Raw genomic sequence first — 26,394 nt, forward strand, 5'->3', positions numbered from 1 at the left:
CCATGAGCGTTGACACGTCTGCCGACCGGCACCAGTTCAACTGGTTGCTGGGCAACTTCGTCCACCAGACCGACGGTGTCCGCGACGCGGTCGCGGTGTCGTCCGACGGCCTGCTCATCGCGAGTTCGGACGGCCTGAACCGCGCCGAGGCCGACCACCTGGCCGCGATCGTCTCCAGCCTGGCCAGTGTCGCCCGCAGCGCGTCGCGGCGCTACGACTTCGACGGCCTCAAGCTCATCATGATCGAGATGCGGCGCGGCTTCCTGCTGGTGTCGGTCATCGCCGGGGGCAGCTGCCTCGGGGTGGTCGCCGGCGGGGACAGCGACGTGGGCCTGGTGGGGTACGAGATCTCGATGCTGGCCGACCGGTTCGGCGCCCTGCTCACCCCGGCGCTGATATCCGAGTCCCGCCAGTACCTCCCGCGATGAGCCATCGGGGGGAGTGGGGCCCGGACCCCCGCATGATCCCGTACACCGCCGAGCAGCCGCCGCCCGCGTGGACGCCACCCGCGCCGGGTCCTCGTGCTCCAGAGCCCGAGGACGACCTCGTGGTGCGCCCGTTCATGCTCACCGGCGGGCGGACCCGTCCGCTGCACGACGGGCTGCGCATCGAGACGCTGCTGCACGCCTCGCCCGCGGCGCTGTCGGCACCGTTGCGTTTCGAGTCGCGGCGCATCGTCGAGCTGTGCCAGGCGCCGATGTCCATCGCGGACCTCGCCGTGGCGCTGAAGGTGCCGCTCGGTGTCATCCGGGTGATCGTCGCCGACCTGGTCACCGACGGTTATCTGCGCATCGAGGAGCAGCTCGGCGAGCTGCCCATCGCATTGATCGAAAGGATCAGGGATCGTGTACGGGCGCTTTAGTGAACCGGCGCCGACGCCGGCGCCGCTGCCGCCGGTGGCGGTCAAGATCGTGATCAGTGGTGGTTTCGGCGTGGGCAAGACGACCTTCGTAGGCGCGATCTCGGAGATCGAGCCGCTGGTCACCGAGGCCGAGATGACCGAGCGGTCGATCGGCATCGACGACACCTCGGCGGTGTCGGCCAAGACGACCACGACCGTGGCGCTCGACTTCGGCCGCATCACCCTCGACGACGCGCTGCTGCTGTACCTGTTCGGCACCCCCGGCCAGGACCGGTTCGCGTTCCTCTGGGACGACCTGGTCGACGGTGCGCTCGGCGCCGTGGTGCTGCTCGACGTGCGCCGCATCGAGGACTGCTTCCCCGCGATCGACTATTTCGAGGAACATGAGATCCCGTTCCTGATCGGGGTCAACACCTTCGACCGGTCCCAGCGCTTCGACCTCGAGGAGGTCCGCGACGCGCTGGGCATCGGGCCGGACGTGCCCATCCTGGACTGCGACGCCCGGCACCGTGAGTCGGTCAAGAACGTCCTGGTCGCCCTGACCGAGGAGGTTCTCACCAAGCGGCTGAGCCGCGAACGGCCGGTGCCGACGTGGTAGCCGCCTCCCCACAGAAACGGACGACGATGCTGAGAACGCGCCGGCTGGCGGCCCTCCTGAGCGTGCTGGCCCTCGCTGCCTGCGGTGACTCGGCGACCGCGATCGTCGCGCCGCCGGGGGTCGAGCGCACGCCCTGCGGCAACGTCTCGATCGCCGTGAACCCCTGGGTCGGTTACGAGGCCAACGTGGCCGTGGTCAGCTATCTGCTCAAGCAGGAGCTGGGCTGCACGGTGGCCGAGAAGGACCTCACCGAGGACGAGTCGTGGAAGGGCCTGGCCAGCGGCGAGGTCGACGCCATCCTGGAGAACTGGGGCCACGACGACCTCAAGAAGACCTACATCGACGACAAGAAGGTCGCCGTCGAGCAGGGCCTGACCGGCAACAAGGGTGTCATCGGCTGGTACGTGCCGCCGTGGATGGCCAAGGAATACCCGAACATCACCAAGTGGAAGAACCTCAACGAGTTCGCCGACCGCTTCAAGACGGCGAAGTCCGACGGCAAGGGCCAGCTGCTGGGTGGCGACCCGTCGTTCGTCACCAACGACGCCGCCCTGATCAAGAACCTCAAACTCAACTACAGCGTCGTGTACGCCGGCAGCGAGGACGCGCTCATCGCCGCGTTCCGCAAGGCCGAGAAGGACAAGAAGCCGCTGATCGGGTACTTCTACACGCCGCAGTGGCTGCTGTCGGAGATTGATCTGGTGCACATCCCGCTGCCGATCTACAAACCCGGCTGCGACGCCGACCCGGACACCGTGGCCTGCGACTACCAGCCGTACGACCTCGACAAGATCGCGCGGAAGGCGTTCGTCGACTCGGGCAGCCCGGCGGCCGACCTGATCAAGAACTTCCGCTGGACCAACGACGACCAGAACGCCGTGGCCCGCGACATCACCGTCAAGAAGCTGTCCCGCGACGACGCCGCGAAACGCTGGCTGGACTCGCACCGCTCGACCTGGCAGGCCTGGCTCCCCCGCTGACGAGCTACCCGGGCCGGCTCACCACGAGCCGGTCCGCGGTGGTCAGCTCCTCGGTGAAGTGCCGCACCGCGCTGCCCGGGGCGGCCTTGGCGGCGTACATCGCGATGTCCGCCCGGCGCAGCAGCTCACCCGCGTCGGCGCCGCTGTGGCCGGCGGCGAGACCGATGCTGGCACCTATCGGCACCTCGGCGTCGCCGAGAAGCACCGGCTCGGCGAGTGCGTCGAGCATCCGCCGCGCGACGTCCTCGGCCACCTCGGCCCCGGCGTCCCCCATCACGACGACGAACTCGTCACCGCCGAGCCGCGCCACGGTGTCACCCTCGCGGACACACGCACCCAGCCGCCGCGCCACCACGATCAGCAACCGGTCGCCGGCGTCGTGCCCGAGCGTGTCGTTGACCTGCTTGAACCCGTCGAGGTCGAGCAGCGCCACCACGACGGGCGCGGTCGACGGCGAGGCCAGCGCGGCCTCCAGACGCCGGTGGAACAGCACCCGGTTGGGCAGCTGCGTGAGCGCGTCGTGGGTGGCGCTGTGGTCCAGGCGCCGCACCAGCTCCCCGTTGTCGATCAGCGCGGTCACCTGCCGCAGCGCCACCAGAGCGGTCAGGACCACGGCCGCCAGCACGACAACCACGTCGTCGGCCAGACCGGCATCGAAGGCGACCTGGACCAGCAGCACGTCCACGGCCGCCACTGCGACGTACGGGAAAAGGCTGAACGGCCGCCGGTCGCGGTCGGCGCCGGGCTGAGAACTGCCCCGCCGCTGCCTCTCCGCGGCGAGCACGGCCACGAAGAAGCAGGCCGGATTGCCGACCATGGTGGCGAACAGGTGCGGGAACGACTCCTGCAGGTACGGCTGCAGCGCGGGAGCCAGCGTGCCGACCAGCACCGCCGTGGCGAGCAGCCGTAACGAGCCTCTGTCCACGTACCGGTGGCCGGAAAGAACGACCTTGACCACCGAGAAGACGGCGACCATCCCGGTGACCGTGAGGATCAGGGAGCCGATCAGACCGAAACCCTCGGCACCGACCAGGTGACGCGTCTGGAAGTGCCAGAGGAAAACGGCGGCGGCGAGCATGACGGTGCCGGCGTCGAGAACGACCCGCAGCAGCGCACCGGGCTGCCGGTCACCGAGTGGCAGCCGCAGGAGCGCGTAGACGATGAACAGCTGAGCGAGCGCAGCCCCGGCGATCAGCACGGGAGTGACGTGCGCTCCCCCGCTGTCCGGATTGCGCCAGACGTCGTAGGCCTGCGCGGCCAGCGCCACGGAAGCCGACCCGGCGGCGATGGAGAGCCTCCGCCAGAAGAGCCGCGTCGGCAGCGGCAGCCCTTCGACCCGCGAGGTCCGCAGCAGCGCGGCGGTGAGCACCAGACCCGCGGCCAGGGTGGGCAGCCACAACAGCAACGAGGGCCCGACCGGATGCACAGCGTTGACCGCGAACCAGAGCAGCGCGGAGCCGGCTACCGCACCGGAGATCCGGCCCAGGCTTGCCCGCTCATCGGCCACGACCCCCCATCGGCACCCCGGCGCCCGGACTTGAGCTTTCGGTCCCGGGCAGGCGTCGGGCCACCAGCGTGGCCGCGGCCACCGCCGTATGCAGGTCTTTCGCGGTGTTCTGCAGGTCCTCGACCAGGGTGTGGAAGGCGAGAACCCGCGACGGGTCGAGCAGTGCCTCGACCCGGTCCGCCGCGAGGCCCCAGGCGGACAGACCTTCCTTGAGCCGACCGGCCAGGATGTGCCGCGTACCAGGGTCGAGCCGATCGGTCAGCACCGGATCCGGCCCGCACATGAGCCGGTCGAGGGCGGCGATCTCGTCCAGATCCGCCCCCGCCAGCTGCTCGATCTCCGGCACCCCGGCCAGGGCCGCCCAGTCGAAGGGGGTCGCGCCCGCACTGAAGTCCGAGGCCTGAGCGGTCGCACGGACCAGGGCGCCGACGTAGACGCCGAGGTTGCCGCGGTCCTTGTCGAAACGTAGGGCCATCCGCGGATCGCGTCCGCCGAGCAGGCGGTCCAGCGTCTCCTGCCGTGCCGGGCTGAGAACGTGCTCGACGAGGCGGGTGGCCCGGTCCTGCGCCGGCAGATGGCTGTGGCCGCGGCGCAGGAACAGCGCGCGTTCGGAGGTCTGCAACGCCAGCATGGTGATGAGCGCGCCGATGAGCCCGTGGAACTCGGCCGCTTCCCGGCGGTACCGCTCGGGCAGGAAGTCCATGTTCTCGGCCTGATAGCGGGCGAACGCCTCCGCGGCCGTGAACAGAGCCAGGGTGTCGGCGTCCAGTTCGCTGTGCCCGTCGTCGAGGACGTGGTGGGCGGCCTCGTGACCGACGACGAACCGCAAACCGTAGTCGAGCAGGAACTCGTCCATGCCGGGGTCGTCGGGGACGGGCACAAGATTCAGGACCGCGGGTACGCCGTACACGCGGCGGTTGACGTTGTGGTAGCGCAGGATCCCTGCGAGCGAGCGGGGATCACCGCCGATCGTCCCGGTGAACCGGGTGAGAAAGACCTTGGCGGCCATGCGGAGCAGGCCGCCGGACACCATGGCCTGCAGCGCGCGCCCTTCGAACTCGCAGTACGAGTAGCACAGGCTGACCATGGAGTCGGAGACCAGGACCAGACCCGACCCGTCCCCGGGAAACGAGCGGTACCGGGCCGTGAAGCCGTCGTTGCCGGTCAGGCCTACTGTCAGCGCGGCCACCCGGCCCGGGGCGAAACCCAGGTCGACCAGCGCGGCCAGCACGTCGGCCGTGACCTCACCGAGCGCCTCGTGCAGCGGAGAATCGAACATCGACGGGTACCGCGGCACCGGGGCACCGATCTTCGCCAGTCGGCGCTCCAAGAACTCGCGGTGACTTCCCAGGGTGATCGGCTCCAGCCGCCGGTACGCGAGCTCGGCCTGCGTCACCACGCTCAGGCACCGGTGTTCGCGCAGAAGGTGCCGAGGCCGACCCGCGCCACCAGAACGGCGAGCAGCGCGGCGTTCAGGCCGAGGTCGTCGTGCGAGCTGAGGATCTCGGAGATCGTGACTGCGTCGATGAAGCGGTCCGACGCGGTGGTGCCGATCAGCTGCCGGACACGTTTGTCCCGGCAGATCCGGCGCTGCAACTCGTCGTGCTGCCGGGCGAACCACTGCCGCCCGAAGCGGCGCTGATCGTCCTGCTCCTCGGGTGACAGTCCCCTGCCTTCACCGAGCAGCGCGGCACCGAGCAGTTCGTAGAGATCGTCGTCGCTGCGATCCCAGTATTCCTTGACGTCCACAAAGCTCCTCAGGCCGATTCATGCTGTCGCCGCACCTCGGCGGCGATCGTCTGCAGCAACTCGTCCGCCGAGACCTCGACCGGCGCGGCGATCAGCTCGGGGCAGGTCACCTCGGCCCCCGTGACGTGTGAGTCCCGGAATCGGCAGGTCAGCCTGACCGGCCGGCCCTGGTAGTCGGGAAGTCTGAAAACGATCTTGTCGGGCTCCGCGAATGCGCCTGCACCGGTCACCCGCCATTCGTGGACATCACCTCGCACCCGCAGGCTCCGGCGATCGGCCCAGAGTGTCCCCGCCGGCCCCTTCTCCGTGAAGACCAACTCGCCGTGCCAGAGGGCCTTCCCCCAGCGGACCGACAGCGGGAAGGGACGGCTGCCGATCAGAGCACGCGCCGCGCGATCCACCAGAGGATCACGGCCACCGCCACTCCCGTCAGGGCGAGACCGGTCATCAGCAGCGCGGGGGAACGCCGCTCCGGCGGGAGCGGCCGATCTTTTCCCAGTGGCTGCACCCCGTCGACGTCACCGTCGACCAGCAGGATCGCCACCGGTGCCCCCAGCCTCCCGGCCGCCTCCCCGGCGCCCCTGGCCGTGGCGATCGCCTGACTGGTGAAGGCGAATCCGGACGCTTCCTCCGCGGCGAGCCGCCGCACCCGAGCCAGGAACGCCCGCCGGGAACCCTCGTCGTCCGCGCCACCGACCCAGGAGCCCTCCGGGTCCCGGCCGGGACCCGGCACGTCGGCGGACACGGTCGCCAGGATCTCGGCGACCCGCTGCGGGACATCAGTCCCAGCGTCACCGCCGTCCATGATCGCGTCGACACGGCCCGCGTCGAACTCCTCGTCGAGATGCTCGCCCAGCGCCGTCCGGGTTCGGGGGTCCAGCCCCGCGGCGACGATGCGGCACAGCAACTCGGGCTGGTCACGCAGATCGTCGATGACCACGGTGTGGCGGATCGCGGTGCCGATGACGTCTCTGCGGGCGGACGGCAGACCCGAGATCAGCACACCGACACCGCCGGGGTGACGGGCGACGACAACCTCCGGGCTCTCCATGAACACGTACGGGTTCACCCGGTCCCACCACCGCGAGGGCGGGACCGCACCGAGGAAGGCGTAGTCGTTGCGCCGCGGTGTGCCACGGGTCATCAGGTAGGCATTCGCGATCATGACCACTGTTCCACCCTCGGGTCGTAGGCCGTCGCCGCGAGCTTCGCGACGCTTTCGTGGAGCTGCTGGCGGCGCTGCTCGATCATGTTCATCTCGGCCACGGTCTTCTCCTGACCGGCCTGGTTGCGGGACGCCTCACCGCCGAGGTAGTAGCCGATCGTGCCCCAGAAGCCCTTGGCCTCCTGGTCCCGGGCGACGAGCCCGGTGTACTCGGCCCGGCGGCGGGACAGGGTCCGGCCCTCGGCGACGTCCCAGCCGTCGACGATGCACTGGCACAGCTCCTGCATGACCGCCCCGGCCGCCTTGACCGAGGTCTCGCTCGGGTTGCCCCGGATGCGGTAGTTCGCCTGGAAGTCGAGGTGGCTCTGGCCGTGGTCCGGCCAGTACGCCTCCATCAGCTCCACCACGCCGTAGGTGTCGATCGGGGCGTACACGATCTTGATGTCCCGGTCGGGAGCCTCGTCCTGGACGATCTTGAGCATCCGGGCGTACCAGTCGGCCACGCGGCGGCGCAGTTCATCGGCCTGCCGGCCCCAGCCACCGTTGTCGTCGAAGTACTTCTCGCACTTCAGAGGGGCCAGGACGAGCACGGCCGGCTCGTCGCGGCGCTCCTCGAGGTTGCGGGTGATCGCCCACTTGCGAGCGACCTCCTCGACGTCCTCGAAGCCGAGGAGCATCTGCACGGCGCCACGCTGGGACGGCGTCGACGCCTCCATGAGGACGGCCGAGTCGATCGGCACCAGCAGCATGACGCTGGACTTGATGTGCTCCAGGCACTCGGCCCATTTACGCTTGCCGTCGGGCACCTGGTCGAGATAGTCGGGGTCGAGCCACTTGCCCGGGAAGTCCAGCATGCTGAACGGGATCTGCACGCTCTCGTCCGCCACCGACTGCAGTGTCACGTGGTAATACGCCTCGTCCTGGTTGCCCTTGAGGGCCGCGGAATCGAACTCACCCTCCCGCAGTGCCTGGCGCAGTTCCTGACGTTGCTTGCGGACCCGTCTGGCCGTCAGCTCGTCGAGCTCGACCACCACACCGGTCCCGGTCAGCAGTCGTTTGGTCTCGTCGAGGATCGCGGTCAGCAAGGTCGTCTTGCCCACGCGGGACGGTCCGACCACCGCCACCTTGAACGCCGGGGTCATCGAGGGCTCCTCTGGTCGTTCAGGTGGGCGATCAGGTCGTTGAGCACGCTGCGCAAGTGCTGGACGCGGGCCGTCGCCAGCGCCGGGCCGTTCAGCTCGTCCGGCCAGAGCTGATCGCGGAACGCCTCGGCCACCCGGCGGAACTCCGCCTCGGAGGCCGAGGAGCGGATGAACTGGTCCTCGAACTGACCGGCAAAGGCCAGCAGCACCTGTGCTGTGGTCGCCGGCTCCTCCTTGAGGGTCTGCGCGGCACCGTAGTTCGCCTGCCGGGCGAGGTTCGAGATGTGGACGAAGAGCTGCTGCGCACCGTCGTCGGTGTGGGCGACCGGGGTGTCACCGGGTACGCCGCTGGACTCCGCGCGCAGCATCATCAGGGCGGTGCGCATGCGGGGCAGGACGCGGGTGCGGTAGTCGAGGCGCACGTCGAGGACGAAGTCGATCGCCTCGGCCAGCACCGGGCACGGGTCGGGTGCCTCGCGCAGGCGTACGGCCAGGTCGGTCAGGGCGCGGTGGGGATCGTCACCCTCGGTGAAAGGCACCAGCCGGGCGCCGAGGGCCGCGGCGAGCCCACCCCAGAACTCCTCGCGGCGCCGTTCGAGCACGTCGTCGATGGCGCTGAAGCGGCGGGCCACCTCGACGCGGATGCCGTTGAGCTCGTTCACCACGAACGGCGCCGAGGCGTTGTCGACGCGCATGCGGGCCACGGCCCGTTTGCGCCAGACCTCGGTGGTCTCACCGAAGCCGTCGAGGATCCAGTTGTGCACGGTGCTCTGCAGCTGATCGGCGCGATCGTAGAACTCCTTGTCCTCGTACGCCTCGTCCGCCCGTTGTTCCAGGTCGGCGACCCATTCCTGGATCGCCACGGCGGTCTGCGCGCGCAGTTCGCCGGATCGGGCGATCAGCTCGTCGACAGCGGTCGGCACGAGCACCGAGCGCAGGGAGGCCAGCATCGCGCCGGCCACCGCGAGCAGTTGTTCGCGGGCAGCCACGCTGAGGCGTACGGCGTGGTCGACGACCGCGGCGTCCATCCGGGGAAGCGCCGAGGCGAGGTGGTCAAGAACCGGGCCGAGGACCTCCGCCTGCACGGTCTCCGGCTTCTTGACGTCCGCGACGATCACCGGGAAAGCCGCGTCGGCACCGTTCTCGTTGACGTTCTCCCGGACGGCGGTCAGGAGTGCGTCGACGTTGGCCTGCGGGAGGGCGCCGTTGTTGACCAGGATCGCGGCAAAGTCGCGGACCGGCGCCGCACCCGCTGCCTGGCAGATGAGTCCGAGACCGGCGGAGTCGTGCGTGTCCCAGTAGGCGTTCGTCCCGTCGGGCCGCTTGACGTTGAGCACGAAGTCGACGTCGTTCTCCAGACCGGCGATGTGGTGCTTCTCAGCGTTCGGCACCGTCTCGCCCAGGCCCGGCAGATCGACGAGCCCGAGGTCACTGATCTCCACCACCGGGAAACGGCAGGTGATGCGGGCGTCGCGCACCGCCAGGTAGCGGCGGTCCGGCCGGTCCTCGCCCTCGGCGGGGTAGGACACCCAGCGCCGCAGCTCGCCGAACTCGACGTTGCGGGTCCGGCCGTCCAGCAGGCCGCGGTAGGAGTCGAGGGACGACTGAATCACGCGCAACCGGACCAGCATCGGCACCAGCCGCGTCTGCTCCGCGGGCTCGAGCGCCAGGTCGTCCTTGGAGGCCGGGTACGCCTGCCCGGCGAACTCGCCGATCGTCCGCGGTGGTGGTCCCAGCCGCAGCTCCTCGTGATATCCGGCGAGCACCTCGGAGCAGAAGGACTCTTCGGTGTGCATGGTCAGCCGCGCCTCGTGCCGTTCGGTCGAGTGGAAGATGCGGCTGCGGACGGCGGTGACCGGCGCACCGGCACCGGCCGGGATCTGGTCGTCGCCGAGCCCGGTCAGCGACTGCAGCAGCGTGCTCTTGCCGTTGCGGGCGCGGCCGCTCACGCCGATGTTCATCGTGTGGCGGCTGACCCGGGCCCGGACGGTCGCCAGCGCGGCCAGCACCTCGGCGGCCCGGCGTTCGAGGGCTGTCACGTCAACCGTGTCGAGACCGAGCGCCGCGAGGCTCTCGTCCGGTGCCTCGCGGACCGCCGACAGCGCCCCGCCGAGCCGGCCGAGCGACTGCTGGACCCGTTCCCACCGTTCGATCTCGAAGTTCACGGTCGGCAGCCGCCGTCGGCGTTCCTCCAGAACGGCCGCGATACGCGTACTGGCATCACTCATGCCGGAGACCGTAGGGCGTCGGCCGGAGCCCGCACCTCCACTGTGAGTGCGGTAGGCAGGGCCGATCAAACGAGCCCAGAAGTTCAATGAGGACGCACGAAAGGTGGAACTACCGGCGGGTTTGAGTAATCAGCGACACGTCCGGGGTAAGCCGTTCGGTTGGCCGGATCAGGTCACCGGCCGCCGGTGGCGTTGTCGCGGTTCTAGCGTTTCGCTGCTGCCCGAGGTGCGGGTGGCCGGAGACCCGGGGGGCGCGATGCAGCACTATCTTTCGGCGTTTCGGCACTATGCCGACTATCGGGGCCGGGCGCGCCGGGCCGAGTACTGGATGTTCCTGGTCTTCCACCTGCTGGTGCTGGCCGCCCTGATCACGCTGGGCGCGACCGTCTTCGAGGAGATCTTCAGTCTGGCCCTCGTCTACTACCTCGCGACGGTGATCCCGTTGACGGCGTTGATCGCGCGGCGGTTGCACGACGTGGGTTACACCGGGTGGTTGCAGCTCGTCAGCCTGCTGCCGTTCTGCTTCATCGTGGTCCTGATCTTCATGGCCCTTCCCGGTACGCCCGGACCGAACCAGTACGGGCCACCGGCGTGAAGCGCCTCGGCCCGGCCCTGCTGATCACCACCGCACTGGTCTCGGGGTGCACGCAGCAGCAGCAGCAGCCGGCACCCGCGCCGAGCATCAGTCCGAGCCCGTCCACGGTGGACGCCGTGGCCGCGGCGGACGGGACCGATGCGAAGGCGTGTGAGGACGGCCGGTGTCAGATCCTCGTCGCGCAGCAGAGCGACTTCGCCCTCGACGGGAAGTTCAACTGCGACGGCATCCTGATCACCTTCACCGCGCCGAAGGAGGTGGAGTTCGACGTGAGCGTTCAGGACGGGGACGACCTGCATGCGACCGTCAAGGGGACCGGGAAGCTGGCTCTGGCGTACGGGCTGACCCTGACGGTGGAGCAGACCGGGCCGGCGGGTGCGGTGCTGCGGGTGGCACCGGCGAAGAACGACCCGGACAATCACACTGGCACGGGTACCGAGGGATTCTCCTTGTGGTCCGGCTGACGGGCTGACGGGGAGGACCGAGGGACGCGGATGACAACCGACACGGAGCTGGTGCCGCTGGGCGACGACCCGGCCGGCACGGTGCTGGCCGGTGTCGACGCAGGCACCGGTGAGGCGTACGCGGTGAAGCTCCTCCCGGGCCGGCCCGACCGGCGGACCCGGACCGCTCTGGACGCGGAGCTGCGCACGCTCGCCGGGCTGCGCGAGCGTGCGCCGATCCTGGCCGCCGACGGGGTCGAGGATCTCGCCGACGGCCGGCCGGGTCTGCGGATGGAGTTGTGCAGCCAGTCGCTGGCGGAGCTGGTCGCGGCGTTCGGCCCGCTGAGCGTCCCGGACGCGGTGGCGCTGGGCCGGTCGCTGGCGGAGGCCCTGGCGGCCGCGCACGGGGCCGGCGTGGTGCACGGCGCGGTGACACCCGGCAACGTGTTGTTCCGCGCCTCCGGGGAGGCGGTCCTCAGCGACTTCGGCCTGGTGCTGCGCCGCGCTTTCCCGGCCGACCCCGCGCGGGCGCTGGGCTTCGTCGCCCCGGAGACGCTGCGGGACGGCACGCTCGACGAGCGTTCCGACCTGTACGGCCTCGGCGCCGTCCTGCACCTGGCCCTGACGGGTGCCCCGCCGCACCCCGGCCGGCCCGGCGAGCCGGACAGTGAACGGCTGCTGCGGGTGCTGACCGAGCCGGTGCCGCCGATCGACCGTGACGGGCTGCCGGCGGCCGTCGCCGAGCTGGTGGGGGCCCTGCTGGACCGCAACCCCGACCGGCGCCCGGCCGATGCCGCGACCGTCGTGCAGCGGATCGGTGGCACCACCACCGCACCGCAGCCGCGGGGTGAGCCGCTGCTGGTGTTCGGGCCGGGCCGGCGGTCACCTCTGCGGATGCCGCCCAAGGTTGCCGTCGCGCTCGCTCTCGTCGCCGCGGCGGGCCTGCTGTTCTGGGTGAACCGGCCGGACGACCTCGACATGCCCGCGCTGCCGCCACCGGCTGTCGCCTCGGCCGCGGCACCCAGCGCCCCGACCGTACGCCTGGAGCTGGCCGAGGTCACCGACCGTGGCAACGTCGCCGACCTGGCCTGGCGCAGCAGTGAGCCGCTCAGCTTCGCGATCATCGTCGCCGGTGAGGGCCGGCCGTCGCGCACGATCATCGCCCAGCAGGCCACGACCTATTCGGTGCCGATCGACCCGGTCCGGAAGTACTGCTTCCTGGTGCAGGCGACCAACGGCGTCGACATCTTCACCACCGCGCCGAGGTCGATCCGCGGTGCGGTGTGCAAGGAGAATCAGCCCGGTGGCCGCAGCCCGCGGTGATCGATCCAGGCCCACCACCGGCGCCGGCCGCCGGACCGGGCCAGTCCACGCCGGACCGTGCGGACCAGCGACCAGGCCTCGCCGATCCGCTCCTCGGGCGGTGCGGCCCCGGACCAGAGCACCTCGTCGACGATCGGTGCGAGCCGCCGGATCTCCGTGACGGTTCCGATGTCGGTGACCGGGCCCGCGGCGGCCGCGAGGTCGCGCACGGTCATCCCGGCGGACACCGTCACCCCGTACGCCCGCAGCCGGTCGCGGATCTCCTCCCAGGCGCCGACAACCGCACCCGCACCCGGCCGCCGCCGGCGCCGCCACGAGCGCACACCCCAGGTCAGGGGCACCCCCAGCGGCCAGGCGACCAGCGGCAGGGCGAGCAGCACCAGCAGCCACGGCCGGCCCGAATCCGACGACGTGGCCGGTGCCGGCGGCGACGCCACGGGCGGTGCCGGGAGCTGGTCCGGCGGCGGCAGTGACTGCCGGGCGCGTTCGGCCAGGGCGGCCAGGCCGTTGCCGCTGGTGGCCCCGGATGCCGCGGCGCCGCCGGTCGGGTCGAGGGGCACCCAGCCGACACCGCGGACCGCCACCTCCGGCCAGGCCAGCACGTCTCCGTTGCGGACGGTGACAAACCCGTCGGGGTCCGCCTGCACCGGCATCCGGTAGCCGACCGCCAGGCGGGCCGGGATGCCCAGGAACCGGGCCAGGGCGACGTACGCCGCCGCGAACTGCTCGCTCGTCCCGCGCCTGGTGGTGAGCAGGAAGTCGGTCAGCTGCGGCCAGCCGTGCCCGGCCGGCAGCGGGGAGCCGATCGCGATCTTGTAGTTGTCCCGGAACCAGTTCTCCAGGGCCGCGGCGGTCGCGAAGGACGGCCGGTTGCCGCGCACGGCGGTGGTGGCGAGCGCCTCGACCTCGGGGGGCATCGTGCCGATCTCCCCCAGACCGCCCGGCGCGGAGGGGTCGATCGCCGCCTCGGCCAGCGTGTCCACGGCGGTCTGCGGCTGCCACCAGCTCAGGTCGTAGGTCACCGCACCGGTGGACTCCGGCAGCAGCAGCGTGCCCTGGTGCTCGGCGACCAGCGGGGTGACACCCTCGGCCCGTGACGGCCAGGTCTGGCTCGGCAGCCACGGCCCCTGTCCCGCGGGCAGCTCGATCGTCGCGGTGCGCTCACCGGCCGGCACGGTCACCGCCGGACCTGGTGCCAGCTCGGCGCCGAGACGGCGGAACCGGCCGGCGGGCACCCAGTTCACCCCGTCGAAGCCGTCGAGCACCACCACCGGCCAGCGGTCGACGTCGGTCGCACCCCGGACGCGGAAGACCGGCCGGAACGGGTCGCCCAGCCGCCCGGCGAGCTCGTCGAGCGGGCTGGCCAGCCCGGTGTCGGGCAACGGCGCCGCCTGGTTGCGGGCCAGGGAGAAGCGTGGCTCGCCGGCCGGGACCAGCAGCGCCGCGCCGACGGCGGCCACCGACGCCACCGCGGCCGCCGGGACGATCCGCGGCCAGGAACCCCGGAACAGCAGCGTCCCGGCGATCGCGGCGTAGACGAGAGCGGCGATCAGCGCGGGGCCGGGGGCGAGACTGGCGTAGAGCTGGGTCAGCCCGGCCAGGGCCAGGCTGGGCAGCAGGGCGGGCAGCGGGCTGCGCAGCCGGTGCAGCAGCTCGACCCCGAGCACGGCGACCAGGACGACGAGCAGTGGCACGAAGAGCAGCAGCGCCGGATCGGAGCGCGCGGGCCAGGTCGACTGCAGCACGAGCTGCCACGAGTCGGTGCCGCCGGTGACCAGCGCCCGCAGCGTGGTCGTCGTCGGCAGGCCCGCGACCGTGGTCGGCCACAGCAGCGTCTCCACGACGGCGAGGAGTCCGGCCAGGACGGCCAGCACCGGACGCCACTCCTGCAGCCGCGGCGTGGTGCACAGCAGAGCCACCACCAGCACCGCCGTGGCCGGCACCCCGACCGGCAGCAGCAGGGCGGTGACACCGAACACCGGCGCGAAGAGCATCCCGGCGCAGGCGGCGGCGAGGACCACACCGGTCGTCCGGAGCCTCACCCGGTCGCCTCGTTCCAGCGCCGGACGGCGTCGCCGGCCGTCTCCGCCCGCAGCATCCGTGCCCCGGGCACGTCGAGCGGCCCGTTCATCGCCACGACGTGGACCTGGGTGAACCGGTGCCGCAGCCAGCCGGCGGGCACGAGACCCGGACCCGCGCCGCAGACGACCACGAGGGTGCCGCCGCGCCACTCCGGCAGATCGACCGGCCGGTCGTCGCGGGCCACCTCGCTGAGCGCGTCGAGCAGCCGCCGGGCCCCCTCCGCCGTCCCCTCGACCGTCAGCCGCAGGCCCGAGGAGGTCAGCAGGCTCGTGTGCTGACCGGCGCCGACAGACGCACCCAGCAACGACGCGGCGGTCTCGACCAGCTCCTCGAACCGGTCCGCGCCGGAGGCCGGCGACCGGGTGTCCAGCAGCACCGTGAACCGGCTGCGTTGCGGGTCGGCCAGGTCACGGACCATGAGCCGGCCGGTCCGCGCGGTGGCCTTCCAGTGCAGCAGCCGCACCTCGTCGCCGGGCACGTACTCGCGGACGTCGGTGAGCTCGACCGACCCCCGCAGGGCGCTGTCGGTGACCGCGCCCTCGTGGTGGTGCCGCCGCTGGCCGCCGAACAGCACCCGGGCCGGCACCCGCCGGGGGTGGACCCAGAGGGTGGTCGTCTCCCCCGCCGCCGTCAGGGTGTTGCGGGCCAGCCCGAACGCGTCGCGGCGTTCCAGCGTGAGCGGGCCGACCGGCCACTTGCCGCGTACGCCGGTGGGCAGCTCGTAGTGCAGCACCGCCCCGGCACCGGGCAGCAGGGCGCGCACCTGGACCGTACGGGTGACCGGGCCGGCCTGATCGGTGGCGGTGAGCGGCGCCTGCCGGCGGGTGCCCGGATTGGTGACCTCGAGCCGGGCCAGCGCCGGCCGGTCACGGGTGACCCGGCTCGGATAGACCGTGCGCCGCACGGTGATCCGCAGCGAGCCGCGGGTGGTCACCACGGCGCTCAGCACCGCACCGAGCAGGGTCGCGCCGAGCACACCGGCCAGCGGATAGCGCCCCCGGAAGCCGGCCACGAGCAGCAGCACCGCGACCACGAGGAGGGCGTAACCGCGCGGGGTCACGCGCATGATCAGCCGCCCGCGCTCGCCATCGGCGTGGCGGTCGCGGCGAGCACGTCCTCGACGACCTCGCCCGCCCCGCGCAGGTTGAGCTCGGCGTCGGGGGTGAGCACGAGCCGGTGGGTCAGCACCGGGACCGCCACCTCCTTGACGTCGTCGGGCGTGATGAACCCGCGGCCGTCGATCGCGGCGAGGGCCTGCGCGGCGCGGACCAGCGCGATGCTGCCGCGGACACTGGCTCCGAAGCGGACGGCGGTGTGCTCCCGCGTCGCGGCGGCGAGCCGGACCGCGTAGGCCGCGACCGCCGGGTCGACGTGCATCCCGCGCACGGCGTCGACAGCCGTGGCGAGGGTGTCGGGGTCGACGACGGCCTTGAGGTCGTCTGCGCTGCGCCCGCCGGTGCTGCCGAGCACCACGTCGACCTCGGCCTCCTGGTCGGGATAACCGACGGTCAGCCGCATCAGGAACCGGTCGAGCTGGGCCTCCGGCAGGCGGTAGGTGCCTTCCATCTCGATGGGGTTCTGCGTGGCGACGACCAGGAACGGCCTCGGCACCCGGTGGGTCTCGGCGTCGACGGTCACCTGGCCCTCGGCCATGACCTCGAGCAGCGCCGACTGGGTCTTCGGTGTGCCGCGGTTGATCTCGTCGGCGATCACGACGTGGGCGAAGACCGCACCGGGGTGGAAGGCGAAGCTCTCGTCGCGCTGGTGGTAGACGCTGACACCGGTGATGTCGCTGGGCAGCAGGTCGGGAGTGAACTGGATGCGGCTCCACCGGCCGCCGATGCTCCGCGCCAGGCACCGGGCCAGGGTCGTCTTGCCCAGACCGGGCACGTCCTCGATCAGCAGGTGGCCCTCGGCGAGCAGCCCGGCGACCGCCAGCCGGACCAGCTCGGGTTTGCCCCGCACGACCTGACCGACGTTGCGGATGATCAGCGCGGCGATGCGGGCCGTCTCGGCGGGCCTCACCCGGCGGTCCAGAGCAGGCGGTTGGACGTCAGGCCGTCGACGGTGACCCAGACCCGCTGGCCGACACCGTTGAACGGGAACCGGTGCCGCGCCGTGAGGTTGCCCTTGTCGTCGGTGGTCAGCTCGGCTCCCGGGTTGAAGTCGCCGTAGGTGGAGGCGTGGGGGGTGATCTGGTAGGCGCTGTTCGGCTTGAAGCCGGTCATGGTGACCTTGATGAACGCACACTCCGGTGGCTCGCAGCCGTGCTCGTAGGTGGTGGTCTCGCCGCGCGAGACGACAACCGACCGGACCGGCCTGGGCACGGGCACGGTCGCGCGCACCGTGGCCGCCGGACCGCGGCCCGCGGAATTCGAGGCCGCGACGGTGATCCGGTAGGCGACACCCACGGTGGCTCCGGTCAGCGTGGCCGAGCGGGCGCCGCCCGCCCGGTCCTGTGATCGGGCGGCGCCGCCGGACGCCGGTGCCCAGCTCACGCGGTATCCGCTGACGGCAGCGCCGTTGGCGGCGGCGGCCGACCAGCTGACCACGATGTCCTTGCCGCGGGCGCTCGCGCGCACCCCGGGAGGCATGCCGGGCGGGCTGGCCGGAACGACCTTGCGGGCCGGCGGGTTCGTCGCCGGCCCGGTGGCGGTGGTGACGGGCGACGTCGCGACGGGGCCGGTCGGCCCGGACGTGCCGCGGGAAGGCGGGATCGACGGCGGGATCGACGGCGGGCGCACGGGCGGCACCGGCCGGGTGGGACCGGCCGACGGCGGCTGCGGCCTGTTGCTGCTCGGTGACGGCGCCGCCGCGGCGACCGGGGTCACCGCACCGGCCCGGCCGCGGTCGTCGACGACCAGCACCTGCTTGCCCTCGCCACCCTCGACGTAGACCCGGTCGTCCTCACCCCGGCTCAGCCGCGGGTCGCCGCTCTCCGGCGGCACGGGCGTGACGCTCTGCCGGCGGCCGTCGCTGTCGTAGGTGAGCACCGACCGGCGCTCGACATCGAGCAGCACGACCGAGGACCGTCCGGCGGAGGGCGGCGCATAGGTGCCGGCCGGCAGGTCCACCGTGACCGGGGCAGCGGCCGCGGTGATGTCGACGAGGTGCATGCGGTGCTGCCGCGGATCGAGCACGGCGAGGCGGCCCCGCACGTCGGCCGCCGCGACCTCGGCATCCGCCGGCAGGTCCACCCCGATCGAGGTCGACGGCCCGAGGCCGTCGCCGGTGACGGGGCTCAGGGTGTCGGTGGAGGTGTCGACAAAAACGGGCCGGTCGTCGGCGACGGTCAGCGCGCCGGTGTGGCCGACGGGGGCGGAGGCCGGGCACGACAGCACGTCGCTGTCGGGGCGCAGCCGGCACAGCACGTTGGTGTCGGTGCGGTGCAGCCACAGGGTGCCGTCCGGGGTGACGACCGGCTCGCCCAGCGGCTGACCCGCGGGGATGGTCTTCGGTTCCGGTCCGAGCCGCACGACCGTGCCGGTCTCGCGGTAGACCAGGTAGGGCCCGCCCTTGGCCTCGAGCGCGACGGGACGTTCACCCGCGGGCGCGGTCAGCGTCTGCTCGACGCTCAGGGTGGACTTGCCGAACTCGGTGATCCGGGAGCTGCCGATGACATATCCCGAGGTCTCGCCCTGCACGACCTCACTGCCCGGCTCGAGGCCCTCGATGCGGGTCTGTGCGTCGACGGTCCGCGCCGAGCCGTTGACGTGGTAGATCAGATCGTCGGCGGGGCTGGCGAACCAGCGACCGGCCTGGGCGAACCGCACGCCGGGTGTGGCCGAGGACGCCCCGGACACCGCGGCGGTGACGGCCACCAGGGCGGCTGCGACGACAAGAGCGAGCGGAATCCGCCCACGGCGACGGAACCGCGCGGCAAAGCGGCGCACAACCCCCGAGTTGGTCACGCAGGGAGCATAGAAGACCGCGTACAAGATCGGTCCACCGTCGATACAGGATCAAGCCGTGAGCGGCAGTTCCAGCTCGAAAATTGCTCCGCCCTCCTCGGCGTTGTAGACCCGCAACGTGCCGCCGTGGGCCTGCGCGACCCAGCGCACAATGGACAGTCCGAGCCCGCTGGAGCCACCGGAGCTCTTGAACCGTTCGAAGCTCTCCCCGGCCGTCGCCGCGTCGATGCCGGGGCCGTGGTCGGCGACGGTCACCCGCCCACCGGCCACGGTGATGTGCACGATCGCCGGCTGCCCCGGCACCCGGCCGTGGCGCAAGGCGTTGTCGAGCAGGTTGGTGATCGCCCGGCGGACCAGGCCGGCGTCGGCCTGCACCTTGCTGGGCGCGGCCGTGAGGGTGATCTCGGCGCCGCCGGGCAGGGTCTCCTCGACCACGGTGCTGACCAGCTGGTCCAGCCACAGCGGCTCGACCTCGAGCGACTCGACCCCGGCGGCCAGGCGGGCCCGCATGAGCACGCCGTCGATGATCGTTCCCATGCGCCGGGCCAGGTCGACGGCGCGCGGCAGCAGCTCGGTGCGCTGGTCGGGTTGCAGCAGGGCCGTCTCGGCCAGGGCACGCAGCGCCGCGACAGGGGTCCGCAGGTCATGGGCGGTGTCGGCCAGCAGCACCTCCTGCTGTTCGAGCGCCGCGCTCGCCGGGCGTACGGCCCGGTCGGCCAGCACATATCCGGCGAAAGCCACCGCGGCCAGGAAGAGCAGCCCACCGGCGCACACGAGCAGCACGAACCGGCGGTGCTCGGCGTGGAACTCGGCCGGGTCGTCCATGGCCACGACCGCGCCGACGTACTGCCCCCGGGTGTTGCGGAACGGTTCGACGCGGACCCGCGCCCGGTCGCCGTTGGCGTCGCGGACATACCCGGTGAGCTCGCGGCCGGTGCCCACCGATTCCGCGGCGAGCCGGGCGGCAACACCGGGATCCACCGGTACGCAGTCCCGGCGGCTGACGTGGCCGGCGAACCGTTCGGTCGGCCCGGGCAGGACGGCGAACTCCGGGCAGCCGGTGTTCACCTCGTCGGTGCCCACCGCGGCGGTGACGATCGTCCCGTCGTAGCTGATCAGGCGGGTGACGGCGGCGGTGACCCGGCCCAGCCGGCCGTCGAGCTCGGCCTCGCCGCGGGCCGTGTCGGCCTGGATCAGCAGCGCCGCCAGGACGATCGTGCCCACGGCGGTGATCGCGGTCAGCCAGCCCGCGAGCCACCACGGCAGCCGGCGCAGCCGGTCCAGCGGCGAGCCGGTCATGACGCCAGCCGGTAGCCGCGGCCCCGCACGGTGTGGATCAGATCCGGCTTGCGCAGCTTGGCCCGGAGCCGGCCCACCACCACGTCGACCACATTGGACATGGGATCGGTGGAGCTGTCCCAGCAGTGCTCGATCAGCTCGGTGCGCGGCACCGCCTGCTCCGGCCGGGTCAGCAGATATTCCAGCACCGCGAACTCCTTGCTCGTGAGGACGAGCAGCACACCGGCCCGCCGGACCTGCCGCCGCGCGCAGTCCATCTCCAGGTCGCCGTGCCGCAGCACCGACGGCCGGCCGGTGCCCGCCCGCCGGCCGAGGGTCAGCACCCGGGCGGTCAGCTCGGCCACGGCGAACGGTTTGACCAGGTAGTCGTCGCCGCCGTGCTCAAAACCGGCGACGATGTCGGCCAGGCTGTCCCGGGCGGTCAGGAACAGCACGGGCACGGCCCAGCCCTCCTGCCGCCGCCGGTGCACGTAGGTGATGGCGTCGCCGTCGGGCAGCATCCGGTCGAACACCACACAGTCGTAGTCCCCGGTGGACAGAGCCGCGTCGGCCGCCCCGATCGCACCGGTCTGATCCACGGTGAGACCGGCGCCGGCGAGCTCGGTGGTGACCGCCAGCCGCAGATCCTCGTCGTCCTCGACCACCATCACCCGCACTGCTGCCTCCGCCGTGCTCGTGTCATCGGAACCTCATCTACACCGGTGGATGGTATTGCCCATGCTCTTCCACGTCCTCGGCCCACTCGAGGTGCACACGACAATCCCCTGCCGTCCCGGTGCGGGCAAGCCGGCCGCCGTGCTGGCGGCGTTGCTGCTGCGCCCGGACGCGTGGGTCGGCGTCGACCGTCTCGTCGAGGCCGTCTGGCCCGGCCGGGCGGCGCCGGCGTCCGCCGAGGCCAACCTGCGCACGTACGTGTGGCAGCTGCGCCGGATGCTGCCGGACCACCAGGACGGCCCCCGGATCGAGCGGACCGCTGACGCGTACCGGATCAGGGTCGGGCCCGGTGAGCTGGACGCGCAGCGGGCGGCCGAGCTCGGCGCGGCCGCGCGCTCGGCCCGTGGCACCGAGGCGCTCGGGCTGCTGCACGAGGCGCTGGGCCTGTGGCGTGGCCGGCCCTTCGAGGGTGTCGAGGTCGAGCCGGAGCCGGTGGCACAGCTCGAGCAGCTGCATCTCGACCTGCGTGAACACCTCGGCGAGGTGCAGCTCACCCTGGGCCGGGGCCCGGACGCGATCGCCACCCTGCGCTCGGTGGTCGCCGACGCCCCGCTGCGCGAGACCGCCTGGACCCTGCTGGTACGCGCACAGCACACGAGCGGCCTGCGCACCGAGGCACTGGTGGCGTACCGGGAGGCGGCCGAGGTGTTCCGGGCCGAGCTGGGGATCGAGCCGGGTCCGGCCCTCACCGCCGCGCACCGCCTGGCCCTGGGCAGCACGCGCCGTGAGCTGCCCCGCGACGTCCACCTGATCGGCCGCGACACCGAGCTGGCCCGGCTGGAGGAACCCGCCCCGGTGGTGATCGTCGACGGCATGCCCGGCGTGGGCAAAACCGCGCTGGTCGTGCACGCGGCCCATCGGCTCGTGCCCGGCTTCCCCGACGGGCAGCTCTTCGTCTCCCTGGGAGGCAGCGAACCCGTGGCGCAGCGGCTGCTGCGTGCCGTGGGCAGCACCGACGTGCCGTCCGACCCCGAGGAACAGGCCGCGCTGTGGCGTTCGGAGGTCGCCCGCCGCCGCCTGCTGATCGTGCTCGACGGCGCCCGCGACGCCGCCCAGGTGCGTCCGCTGCTGCCCGCGACGCCGGGCTCCCGCATGTTGATCACGACCGCGCACCGCGGCTGGCACCTGGACGGCGCGGTCCGCATCCGCCTGCAGCCGCTCGGCGAGGAGGACGCCACGGCACTCTTCGCCTCGGCCGCCGCGACGCGCACCCTGGACCGGCGGGTGCTGCACGGCTGCGGCGGGCTGCCGGCCGCGCTGCTCGATGCCGCCGCACGCCTGCTGACCCGTCCGTACTGGACACCACAACGGCTGGCCGACGAGCTGGCCGAGGACCCGTGCCAGGTCTTCTCCGGTGCCGTACGCCAATCGGTCGGCGCGGCGCTGGCCGGCCTCAGCGTCACCGAGCAGTCCGCGTGGCGGGCGCTCGGCTCGGCCCCCGCGGAGTTCGGCGCCGAACCGGGCACCCGCGCCGCGTACGAGTCGCTGGTCGACAAGGGACTGCTCGACTCCACCGGACCCGACCGCTACCGCAGCCACCCGGTGCTCCGGCACCTCGCGGCGTGCCGTCCCGCCCGGACGCCGCGCCACCGCCTGCTCGCCCTGGCCACGCCCCCGATCGGAGGACCGCTGTGACGACCGTGACCCCGCCGCACCCCCTTCTGCTGTCGACGCCCGCCGCGATCGACGCCGCCCTGGCCAACGCCGGCCGGGAGGTGCTCGTCGCCCGTACCGGGCCGGGTGAGCCGCTGCGCCGCGCCGATCACGACAACCTGCGCCGCGGCGTGCGCTACCGCGTGCTGCTGCCCGAGAGCGTCCGCGCCCACCCCGCCGTGGTGCTGCGGCTCGGGCGCCTGGTCGCGGCCGGCGCCGAGATCCGCACGGTGGCGCAGGTCCCGGCCGACGTGACGGTCGTCGACGAGACGGTGGCGATGATGTCCCTCGACCGGTCCGCGGCCGACGTCGCGGTGGTGCACCTGCCCGCGGTGGTCGACACCGTGGTCGCCCTCTTCGCCCGGCAGTGGGAGGTCGCCGCCCCGCTGACCTCCACCGACGAGCTGTGCGCCCGCGAACGCGAGCTGCTGGCCCTGCTGTCGTCCGGGTACACCGACGAGTCCGCCGCGGCGCGGCTGGGCGTGTCGGTGCGGACCGTCCGGCGGATGATGTCCGTGATCATGGGACGGCTCGGTGCCCGCAGCCGCTTCCAGGCCGGACTCCGGGCGGCGGATCGAGGTTTGCTGATGCCGCTACGGTAGGCGGGTGCGCGTGTTGGTCACCGAGGACGACGGGAACCTGCGGCTGGCTGTCGACACCGCTCTGCGCGGTGCCGGCTTTGCCGTGGACACTGCGGCGGATCTGCCCGCCGCCGACGAGGCATTGGCCGTCAACACGTACGACTGCACCGTTTTTGATCGGCTCCTGCCCGGCGGTGACGCGCTGGAGTACGTGGCCGGACGCCGCCGGGCCGGATGGCACGTCCCGGTGCTGTTCCTGACCGGCCGCAGCGCCCCCGACGACCGCGTCCAGGGCCTGGCCTGGGGCGACGACTACCTCGGAAAGCCGTTTGCCGTGCCTGAACTCGTGGTCCGTGTCCGCAGCCTGTGCCGCCGCGGCGAGCCCCGCGCGGCGCCGGTGCTGCGGCACGCCGACCTGGCCCTGGACCCGGGCCGCTACGAGGTCCACCGGGCCGGCCGCCGCCTCACGCTGACCGCCAAGGAATTTGTGGTCCTGCACCGGCTCATCGCGGCGCAGGGCCGGGCGGTGCCCCGCGCCGAGCTGATCGCCGCCGCGTGGGACGAGCTCGTCCCGCCCTCGACCAACGTCCTGGACGTCCTGATCGCCCAGCTGCGCCGCAAGCTCGGCCGCCCGCCGATCCTGCAGACCGTCCGCGGCACGGGCTACCTGCTGAGCTGATCCACCGCCGCCCGGGCGTCGTAGGCCTGCCGCGCCGCGACGATCTCGCGCTGATGGTCCTCCGTCCAGGTGACCAGCGTCTGGATGGTCCGGTGCAGGGTCACGGCCAGAGGCGTGAGCTCGTATTCGACCTTGGGCGGGACCACCGCGTGCACGGTCCGCTCGACCAGCCCGTCGCGTTCGAGCTGCCGCAGCGTGACCGTCAGCATGCGCTGGCTGACGCCGTCGATCTCCCGCATCAGCTCGCTGAAGCGCAGCCGCCGGTGCTCGAGCAGCGCGATCACCAGCAGCGACCACTTGTCCGCGATGCGGTCGAGGATCTGCCGGACCTCGCAGTCCTCCCGCGTGTCCCACTGGAACGCGTCCTCGTAGCCCTCGTTACCTCCTCGCGGCGCTGGTCCTGCTCGCGGCGTTCGTGGCCGGGCAACGCCGGTCGTCCGCGCCGCTGATCAGGCTCGGCATCCTGCGCTCGGCGGCACTGCTGCGGGCCAACGTGGGCGCGTTGCTGCTGGTCGGCTCGTTCACGGGCTTCCAGTTCGCCGTGGTGCTCCACCTGCAGGAGCAGCGCGGATGGTCCGAGGTGGAGACCGGTCTGGCGCTGGCGGTCATCGGCATCGACGCGGTGCTCGCACCCACCCTGACCCCCGTGCTGGTGCAGCGCTTCGGGACGCCGAAGGTCGTCCTCGGCGGAACGGTGCTGGCCGTGGCCGCCTACGCCAGTTTCCTGTCACTGGTCGCGGACCGGGCGTTCGCGGCGATGCTGCCGTCGTTCCTGCTGCTGGGGCTGGCGTTCGCGCTCGCGTACGGGCCGTTGACGATCGCCGCGACCGAGGGCGTCGCGGAGGAGGAGCAGGGACTGGCGAGCGGCATCCTGACGATGTCCTTCCAGTTCGGTGCGGCGATCGGGCTGGCCGTGGTCACCGCCGTGCTGGTCGCGGCCGGTATTCGCGCCGCGCTGGTCGTCCCGGTGGTGGCAGCCGTGCTCGGGGTGGGCGTGGCCCTGCTCACCGTCGCACGATCATCGGTGCGAACACGGACCTGACCTTGGCGGTGGTCGTCTTGACGTAGACCTGTGACGGCGGGCCGAAGTCGGTCAGGTAGGTCGTGTACCGCAGGATCCGCGGGCAGCTCGTCCCGTTGATCTGCACCGTGCGGTTGGCCACCAGGCGGCCGGTGCGCAGCTCGTAGGCCTTGACCGGGATCGCGATCTTGTGGAACGACACGTAGGTGGGGAACCGGGGCATCTTCTTGTTCTCGTAGGGGCAGCTCTGCACGGACTTGCCGAACTTCGTCTCCCCCGCGCAGACGATCAGCACCGCCTTGGTGACGTCGGGCGCCCGCCAGCCACCGGGCAGCTTGTCGGTGTACTCGTCGTTGCCGTAGAACAGCGCCCGGTTGGTTCCCTTGCGGTACGGCGGGGCCGCGCTGTACTTCGCCGGTTTCCCGCAGTATTCGGGATCGGACCCCTGCAGGCGCTCCCGGACGGTCTTCAGCTCCAGCTCGACGGTCGCCTTGCTGATGCCCTGCCGGGCCCGTCCCGCGAGCGCATCCCCGGGATAGGACTTGAGCAGCTGCTGGTAGTTCCCCCGCGCTGCCTGCCAGTCCCGGGCGGACATCTTCTTGTCACCGCAGCCGACCAGCGCCGCCGGAGCTGTCCGCGTGACGGCTGCGGTGGACCGGTCCAGCGCGTTGTTGCTCGGCGGGCGTTCGGTCAGCCAGTCCGTGATCGTGAGGGTCAGGCACGGGTTGGGCGTGGGCAGTCCGGCGAGGAAACCGTCCAGCACGGTGTCGACCATCCGCTCGTGGCCGGGCAGCTCGGTCAGGACCGAGGTGAGCGTGTCGAACCCGGAGTCGAGATCGTTCGTGACACCGGTCAGCCCTTCGGCGAGTTTGTCACCGGCGAACCGCAGCCGCCGGCACGCCTCCACGGTCTTCTCACCGCGGAGGGTCGACGGCGCGTCGGCCACCCGCAGACCCAGCCAGACCCGGTCGAGCGCGGCCGTCGCCTCCCCGCAGTCCCCGCTGCGACGGGCGTCCGCAACGGTTTCCGAGATCCTGGAGGCTTCGAAGCGCAGCAGCCCGAACGCCACCAGCACCGGCACCGTCAGGGCGAGCGCGGTCACCCGCTGCCGGCCCGCGCCGTTGCCGCGGGCCGTCGCGATCAGCCGTCCCCACTGCTCCTCCGCGCCGCCACGCCGGGCCAGGAAGAACCCGTGCACGATCATCAGCGCCCACCACGACAGCACGACGATCTCGAGCCACCGCGTACGGCTGATCCCGGCGAGCAGGAGCAGGAGGATCAGCGTGACCATTCCCGTACAGATGGCGAGCCGGCGCCGGCGCAGCATGAAGTAGCCGACGCCGAGCAGTGAGGCGTTGCCGATCGCAACAGCGAGCGGATCACGGTACGCAGGAGGAGTCATGCCGGTCCTTCCCCGGAGTGCCGGCGGATGCCGGCTCCCAGGGTCACCGCCCGCGCGGCCCCACGGTGACCCGTGGCCGGATCAGGCCAACTCCTCCGGCGCCCGCATCCGCCACGCATCGGTGATCAGCTCGGCCAGGCGGCCGGGTGACACCGCGGCGAGACGCACCATGACCAGGGGCAGGCCGTCGTAACCGGCCGTGGTGAAGAACAGGTCGGGCTCACCGAGCAGCAGCGCCTGTTTCTCGGCCTCGTCACCGACGTAGAGCACCGCGATGTCCGTGCGGATCACCCGGGGCTTGCCCGGCACCCGCTCCGGATAGGACCAGACGAAGCCCTTGTTGCCGACCCGGAAGTCGAAGCCGTCACTGGCGATCTCCACCGTGCCGGCCAGCGCGAGCGCCAGCCGCCGCACGTCGTCGGCGTCGGACCCTGTCGGCATGCGACGAGGTTACGCGGGG

27 protein-coding genes are annotated in these 26,394 nt (G+C 72.1%); 11 read left to right on the forward strand and 16 right to left on the reverse strand.

Features of this window, described 5'->3' with window-relative positions; translation table 11 throughout:
- The first annotated feature begins 2 nt into the window (after positions 1 to 2).
- The 4 genes from AFR_RS28250 to AFR_RS28265 are packed head-to-tail and all read left to right on the forward strand — an operon-like array spanning position 3 to position 2,440.
- A complete protein-coding gene (locus AFR_RS28250) occupies positions 3 to 428 on the forward strand; it encodes a roadblock/LC7 domain-containing protein (protein WP_023560223.1) in 426 nt (141 codons plus the stop codon).
- Positions 429 to 460: 32 nt separating this feature from the next.
- Entirely contained in the window at positions 461 to 862 is a 402-nt protein-coding gene (locus AFR_RS28255) for a DUF742 domain-containing protein (protein ID WP_238547143.1), read from the forward strand.
- Positions 843 to 1,460 carry a GTP-binding protein gene (locus tag AFR_RS28260; RefSeq protein WP_084298164.1) on the forward strand — a complete coding sequence of 206 codons (618 nt, stop codon included), beginning with the start codon at positions 843 to 845 and terminating at the stop codon, positions 1,458 to 1,460. Before AFR_RS28255 ends, AFR_RS28260 begins: the two co-directional genes overlap by 20 nt.
- Before the next feature lie 26 nt (positions 1,461 to 1,486).
- Complete coding sequence (locus AFR_RS28265) at positions 1,487 to 2,440, forward strand: ABC transporter substrate-binding protein (RefSeq protein WP_023560226.1); 954 nt, start codon at positions 1,487 to 1,489, stop codon at positions 2,438 to 2,440.
- A gap of 4 nt (positions 2,441 to 2,444) precedes the next feature.
- Here AFR_RS28265 and AFR_RS28270 read toward each other — a convergent pair whose 3' ends face one another.
- Genes AFR_RS28270 through AFR_RS28300 form a run of 7 tightly spaced genes read right to left on the reverse strand, consistent with a single transcriptional unit; the run spans position 2,445 to position 10,231 of the window.
- Positions 2,445 to 3,947, reverse strand: a complete 1,503-nt coding sequence (locus AFR_RS28270) for a GGDEF domain-containing protein (protein WP_023560227.1) — start codon at positions 3,945 to 3,947, stop codon at positions 2,445 to 2,447.
- On the reverse strand, positions 3,937 to 5,346 hold the full coding sequence (locus tag AFR_RS28275) for a hypothetical protein (RefSeq protein ID WP_041841200.1): 1,410 nt from the start codon (positions 5,344 to 5,346) through the stop codon (positions 3,937 to 3,939). The genes AFR_RS28270 and AFR_RS28275 overlap by 11 nt, the downstream gene beginning before the upstream one ends.
- 2 nt (positions 5,347 to 5,348) lie before the next feature.
- Entirely contained in the window at positions 5,349 to 5,696 is a 348-nt protein-coding gene (locus AFR_RS28280; protein WP_023560229.1) for a hypothetical protein, read from the reverse strand.
- 8 nt (positions 5,697 to 5,704) lie between these two features.
- Positions 5,705 to 6,097, reverse strand: coding sequence for a hypothetical protein (locus tag AFR_RS28285; protein ID WP_023560230.1), 393 nt, complete (start codon positions 6,095 to 6,097; stop codon positions 5,705 to 5,707).
- Positions 6,073 to 6,861, reverse strand: coding sequence for a hypothetical protein (locus AFR_RS28290; RefSeq protein WP_041841201.1), 789 nt, complete (start codon positions 6,859 to 6,861; stop codon positions 6,073 to 6,075). Before AFR_RS28290 ends, AFR_RS28285 begins: the two co-directional genes overlap by 25 nt.
- Positions 6,858 to 8,003, reverse strand: coding sequence for a hypothetical protein (locus AFR_RS28295; protein ID WP_023560232.1), 1,146 nt, complete (start codon positions 8,001 to 8,003; stop codon positions 6,858 to 6,860). The genes AFR_RS28290 and AFR_RS28295 overlap by 4 nt, the downstream gene beginning before the upstream one ends.
- Positions 8,000 to 10,231, reverse strand: a complete 2,232-nt coding sequence (locus AFR_RS28300; RefSeq protein WP_148308080.1) for a hypothetical protein — start codon at positions 10,229 to 10,231, stop codon at positions 8,000 to 8,002. The genes AFR_RS28295 and AFR_RS28300 overlap by 4 nt, the downstream gene beginning before the upstream one ends.
- 256 nt (positions 10,232 to 10,487) lie before the next feature.
- On the opposite strand from AFR_RS28300, the gene AFR_RS28305 reads away from it, so the two are divergent.
- Genes AFR_RS28305 through AFR_RS44040 form a run of 3 tightly spaced genes read left to right on the forward strand, consistent with a single transcriptional unit; the run spans position 10,488 to position 12,592 of the window.
- A complete protein-coding gene (locus AFR_RS28305; RefSeq protein WP_023560234.1) occupies positions 10,488 to 10,826 on the forward strand; it encodes a DUF805 domain-containing protein in 339 nt (112 codons plus the stop codon).
- Positions 10,823 to 11,290: a hypothetical protein gene (locus tag AFR_RS44035; RefSeq protein WP_023560235.1), complete on the forward strand. Its 468-nt coding sequence runs from the start codon at positions 10,823 to 10,825 to the stop codon at positions 11,288 to 11,290. Before AFR_RS28305 ends, AFR_RS44035 begins: the two co-directional genes overlap by 4 nt.
- 30 nt (positions 11,291 to 11,320) lie before the next feature.
- The gene (locus tag AFR_RS44040; RefSeq protein WP_023560236.1) at positions 11,321 to 12,592 is read left to right on the forward strand and encodes a protein kinase domain-containing protein; all 1,272 of its coding nucleotides are present in this window, start codon (positions 11,321 to 11,323) and stop codon (positions 12,590 to 12,592) included.
- On the opposite strand, the gene AFR_RS28320 is transcribed toward AFR_RS44040, so the two are convergent.
- From AFR_RS28320 to AFR_RS28345, 6 genes are read right to left on the reverse strand one after another with little or no spacing between them, the layout of a single operon-like run.
- Positions 12,565 to 14,634 (reverse strand): transglutaminase-like domain-containing protein, encoded by a 2,070-nt coding sequence (locus AFR_RS28320; protein ID WP_023560237.1) that lies wholly within the window; start codon positions 14,632 to 14,634, stop codon positions 12,565 to 12,567. The two genes, AFR_RS44040 and AFR_RS28320, sit on opposite strands and share 28 nt — an antisense overlap.
- The gene (locus AFR_RS28325) at positions 14,631 to 15,740 is read right to left on the reverse strand and encodes a DUF58 domain-containing protein (RefSeq protein WP_023560238.1); all 1,110 of its coding nucleotides are present in this window, start codon (positions 15,738 to 15,740) and stop codon (positions 14,631 to 14,633) included. The genes AFR_RS28320 and AFR_RS28325 overlap by 4 nt, the downstream gene beginning before the upstream one ends.
- A 2-nt stretch (positions 15,741 to 15,742) precedes the next feature.
- On the reverse strand, positions 15,743 to 16,699 hold the full coding sequence (locus AFR_RS28330) for an AAA family ATPase (protein ID WP_023560239.1): 957 nt from the start codon (positions 16,697 to 16,699) through the stop codon (positions 15,743 to 15,745).
- Complete coding sequence (locus AFR_RS28335; RefSeq protein WP_202963957.1) at positions 16,696 to 18,585, reverse strand: fibronectin type III domain-containing protein; 1,890 nt, start codon at positions 18,583 to 18,585, stop codon at positions 16,696 to 16,698. The genes AFR_RS28330 and AFR_RS28335 overlap by 4 nt, the downstream gene beginning before the upstream one ends.
- A gap of 51 nt (positions 18,586 to 18,636) precedes the next feature.
- On the reverse strand, positions 18,637 to 19,884 hold the full coding sequence (locus AFR_RS28340; protein WP_023560241.1) for a sensor histidine kinase: 1,248 nt from the start codon (positions 19,882 to 19,884) through the stop codon (positions 18,637 to 18,639).
- Positions 19,881 to 20,531 carry a response regulator transcription factor gene (locus AFR_RS28345; RefSeq protein ID WP_041841203.1) on the reverse strand — a complete coding sequence of 217 codons (651 nt, stop codon included), beginning with the start codon at positions 20,529 to 20,531 and terminating at the stop codon, positions 19,881 to 19,883. The genes AFR_RS28340 and AFR_RS28345 overlap by 4 nt, the downstream gene beginning before the upstream one ends.
- A gap of 70 nt (positions 20,532 to 20,601) precedes the next feature.
- Here AFR_RS28345 and AFR_RS28350 point away from each other — a divergent pair, with 70 nt between their 5' ends.
- Genes AFR_RS28350 through AFR_RS28360 form a run of 3 tightly spaced genes read left to right on the forward strand, consistent with a single transcriptional unit; the run spans position 20,602 to position 23,511 of the window.
- Entirely contained in the window at positions 20,602 to 22,233 is a 1,632-nt protein-coding gene (locus AFR_RS28350) for an AfsR/SARP family transcriptional regulator (RefSeq protein ID WP_023560243.1), read from the forward strand.
- Positions 22,230 to 22,853 carry a helix-turn-helix transcriptional regulator gene (locus tag AFR_RS28355; RefSeq protein WP_023560244.1) on the forward strand — a complete coding sequence of 208 codons (624 nt, stop codon included), beginning with the start codon at positions 22,230 to 22,232 and terminating at the stop codon, positions 22,851 to 22,853. The genes AFR_RS28350 and AFR_RS28355 overlap by 4 nt, the downstream gene beginning before the upstream one ends.
- A gap of 4 nt (positions 22,854 to 22,857) precedes the next feature.
- Positions 22,858 to 23,511, forward strand: coding sequence for a response regulator transcription factor (locus tag AFR_RS28360; protein WP_023560245.1), 654 nt, complete (start codon positions 22,858 to 22,860; stop codon positions 23,509 to 23,511).
- On the opposite strand, the gene AFR_RS28365 is transcribed toward AFR_RS28360, so the two are convergent.
- The gene (locus tag AFR_RS28365; protein ID WP_023560246.1) at positions 23,496 to 23,795 is read right to left on the reverse strand and encodes a winged helix-turn-helix transcriptional regulator; all 300 of its coding nucleotides are present in this window, start codon (positions 23,793 to 23,795) and stop codon (positions 23,496 to 23,498) included. The two genes, AFR_RS28360 and AFR_RS28365, sit on opposite strands and share 16 nt — an antisense overlap.
- 131 nt (positions 23,796 to 23,926) lie before the next feature.
- Here AFR_RS28365 and AFR_RS28370 point away from each other — a divergent pair, with 131 nt between their 5' ends.
- Positions 23,927 to 24,553: an MFS transporter gene (locus AFR_RS28370; protein ID WP_023560247.1), complete on the forward strand. Its 627-nt coding sequence runs from the start codon at positions 23,927 to 23,929 to the stop codon at positions 24,551 to 24,553.
- Here the strand turns inward: AFR_RS28370 and AFR_RS28375 are convergent.
- Positions 24,516 to 25,934 carry a hypothetical protein gene (locus tag AFR_RS28375; protein WP_023560248.1) on the reverse strand — a complete coding sequence of 473 codons (1,419 nt, stop codon included), beginning with the start codon at positions 25,932 to 25,934 and terminating at the stop codon, positions 24,516 to 24,518. The genes AFR_RS28370 and AFR_RS28375 overlap by 38 nt on opposite strands.
- Before the next feature lie 81 nt (positions 25,935 to 26,015).
- Positions 26,016 to 26,375, reverse strand: a complete 360-nt coding sequence (locus AFR_RS28380) for an MmcQ/YjbR family DNA-binding protein (protein ID WP_023560249.1) — start codon at positions 26,373 to 26,375, stop codon at positions 26,016 to 26,018.
- Positions 26,376 to 26,394 lie beyond the last annotated feature (19 nt).

Source organism: Amorphoplanes friuliensis DSM 7358, from assembly GCF_000494755.1.
In the GTDB taxonomy this organism is placed as follows: domain Bacteria; phylum Actinomycetota; class Actinomycetes; order Mycobacteriales; family Micromonosporaceae; genus Actinoplanes; species Actinoplanes friuliensis.

What these genes read in the sequence shown, in the direction of transcription:
- AFR_RS28325 (WP_023560238.1), bottom strand. Translation starts at nt 15,740, where the DNA reads ATGCGCGTGACCCCGCGCGGTTACGCCCTCCTCGTGGTCGCGGTGCTG.
- AFR_RS28265 (WP_023560226.1), top strand. Translation starts at nt 1,487, where the DNA reads ATGCTGAGAACGCGCCGGCTGGCGGCCCTCCTGAGCGTGCTGGCCCTC.
- AFR_RS28345 (WP_041841203.1), bottom strand. Translation starts at nt 20,531, where the DNA reads ATGGTGGTCGAGGACGACGAGGATCTGCGGCTGGCGGTCACCACCGAG.
- AFR_RS28250 (WP_023560223.1), top strand. Translation starts at nt 3, where the DNA reads ATGAGCGTTGACACGTCTGCCGACCGGCACCAGTTCAACTGGTTGCTG.
- AFR_RS44040 (WP_023560236.1), top strand. Translation starts at nt 11,321, where the DNA reads ATGACAACCGACACGGAGCTGGTGCCGCTGGGCGACGACCCGGCCGGC.
- AFR_RS28300 (WP_148308080.1), bottom strand. Translation starts at nt 10,231, where the DNA reads ATGAGTGATGCCAGTACGCGTATCGCGGCCGTTCTGGAGGAACGCCGA.
- AFR_RS28350 (WP_023560243.1), top strand. Translation starts at nt 20,602, where the DNA reads ATGCTCTTCCACGTCCTCGGCCCACTCGAGGTGCACACGACAATCCCC.
- AFR_RS28375 (WP_023560248.1), bottom strand. Translation starts at nt 25,934, where the DNA reads ATGACTCCTCCTGCGTACCGTGATCCGCTCGCTGTTGCGATCGGCAAC.
- AFR_RS28305 (WP_023560234.1), top strand. Translation starts at nt 10,488, where the DNA reads ATGCAGCACTATCTTTCGGCGTTTCGGCACTATGCCGACTATCGGGGC.
- AFR_RS28255 (WP_238547143.1), top strand. Translation starts at nt 461, where the DNA reads ATGATCCCGTACACCGCCGAGCAGCCGCCGCCCGCGTGGACGCCACCC.
- AFR_RS28340 (WP_023560241.1), bottom strand. Translation starts at nt 19,884, where the DNA reads ATGACCGGCTCGCCGCTGGACCGGCTGCGCCGGCTGCCGTGGTGGCTC.
- AFR_RS28380 (WP_023560249.1), bottom strand. Translation starts at nt 26,375, where the DNA reads ATGCCGACAGGGTCCGACGCCGACGACGTGCGGCGGCTGGCGCTCGCG.
- AFR_RS28290 (WP_041841201.1), bottom strand. Translation starts at nt 6,861, where the DNA reads ATGATCGCGAATGCCTACCTGATGACCCGTGGCACACCGCGGCGCAAC.
- AFR_RS28295 (WP_023560232.1), bottom strand. Translation starts at nt 8,003, where the DNA reads ATGACCCCGGCGTTCAAGGTGGCGGTGGTCGGACCGTCCCGCGTGGGC.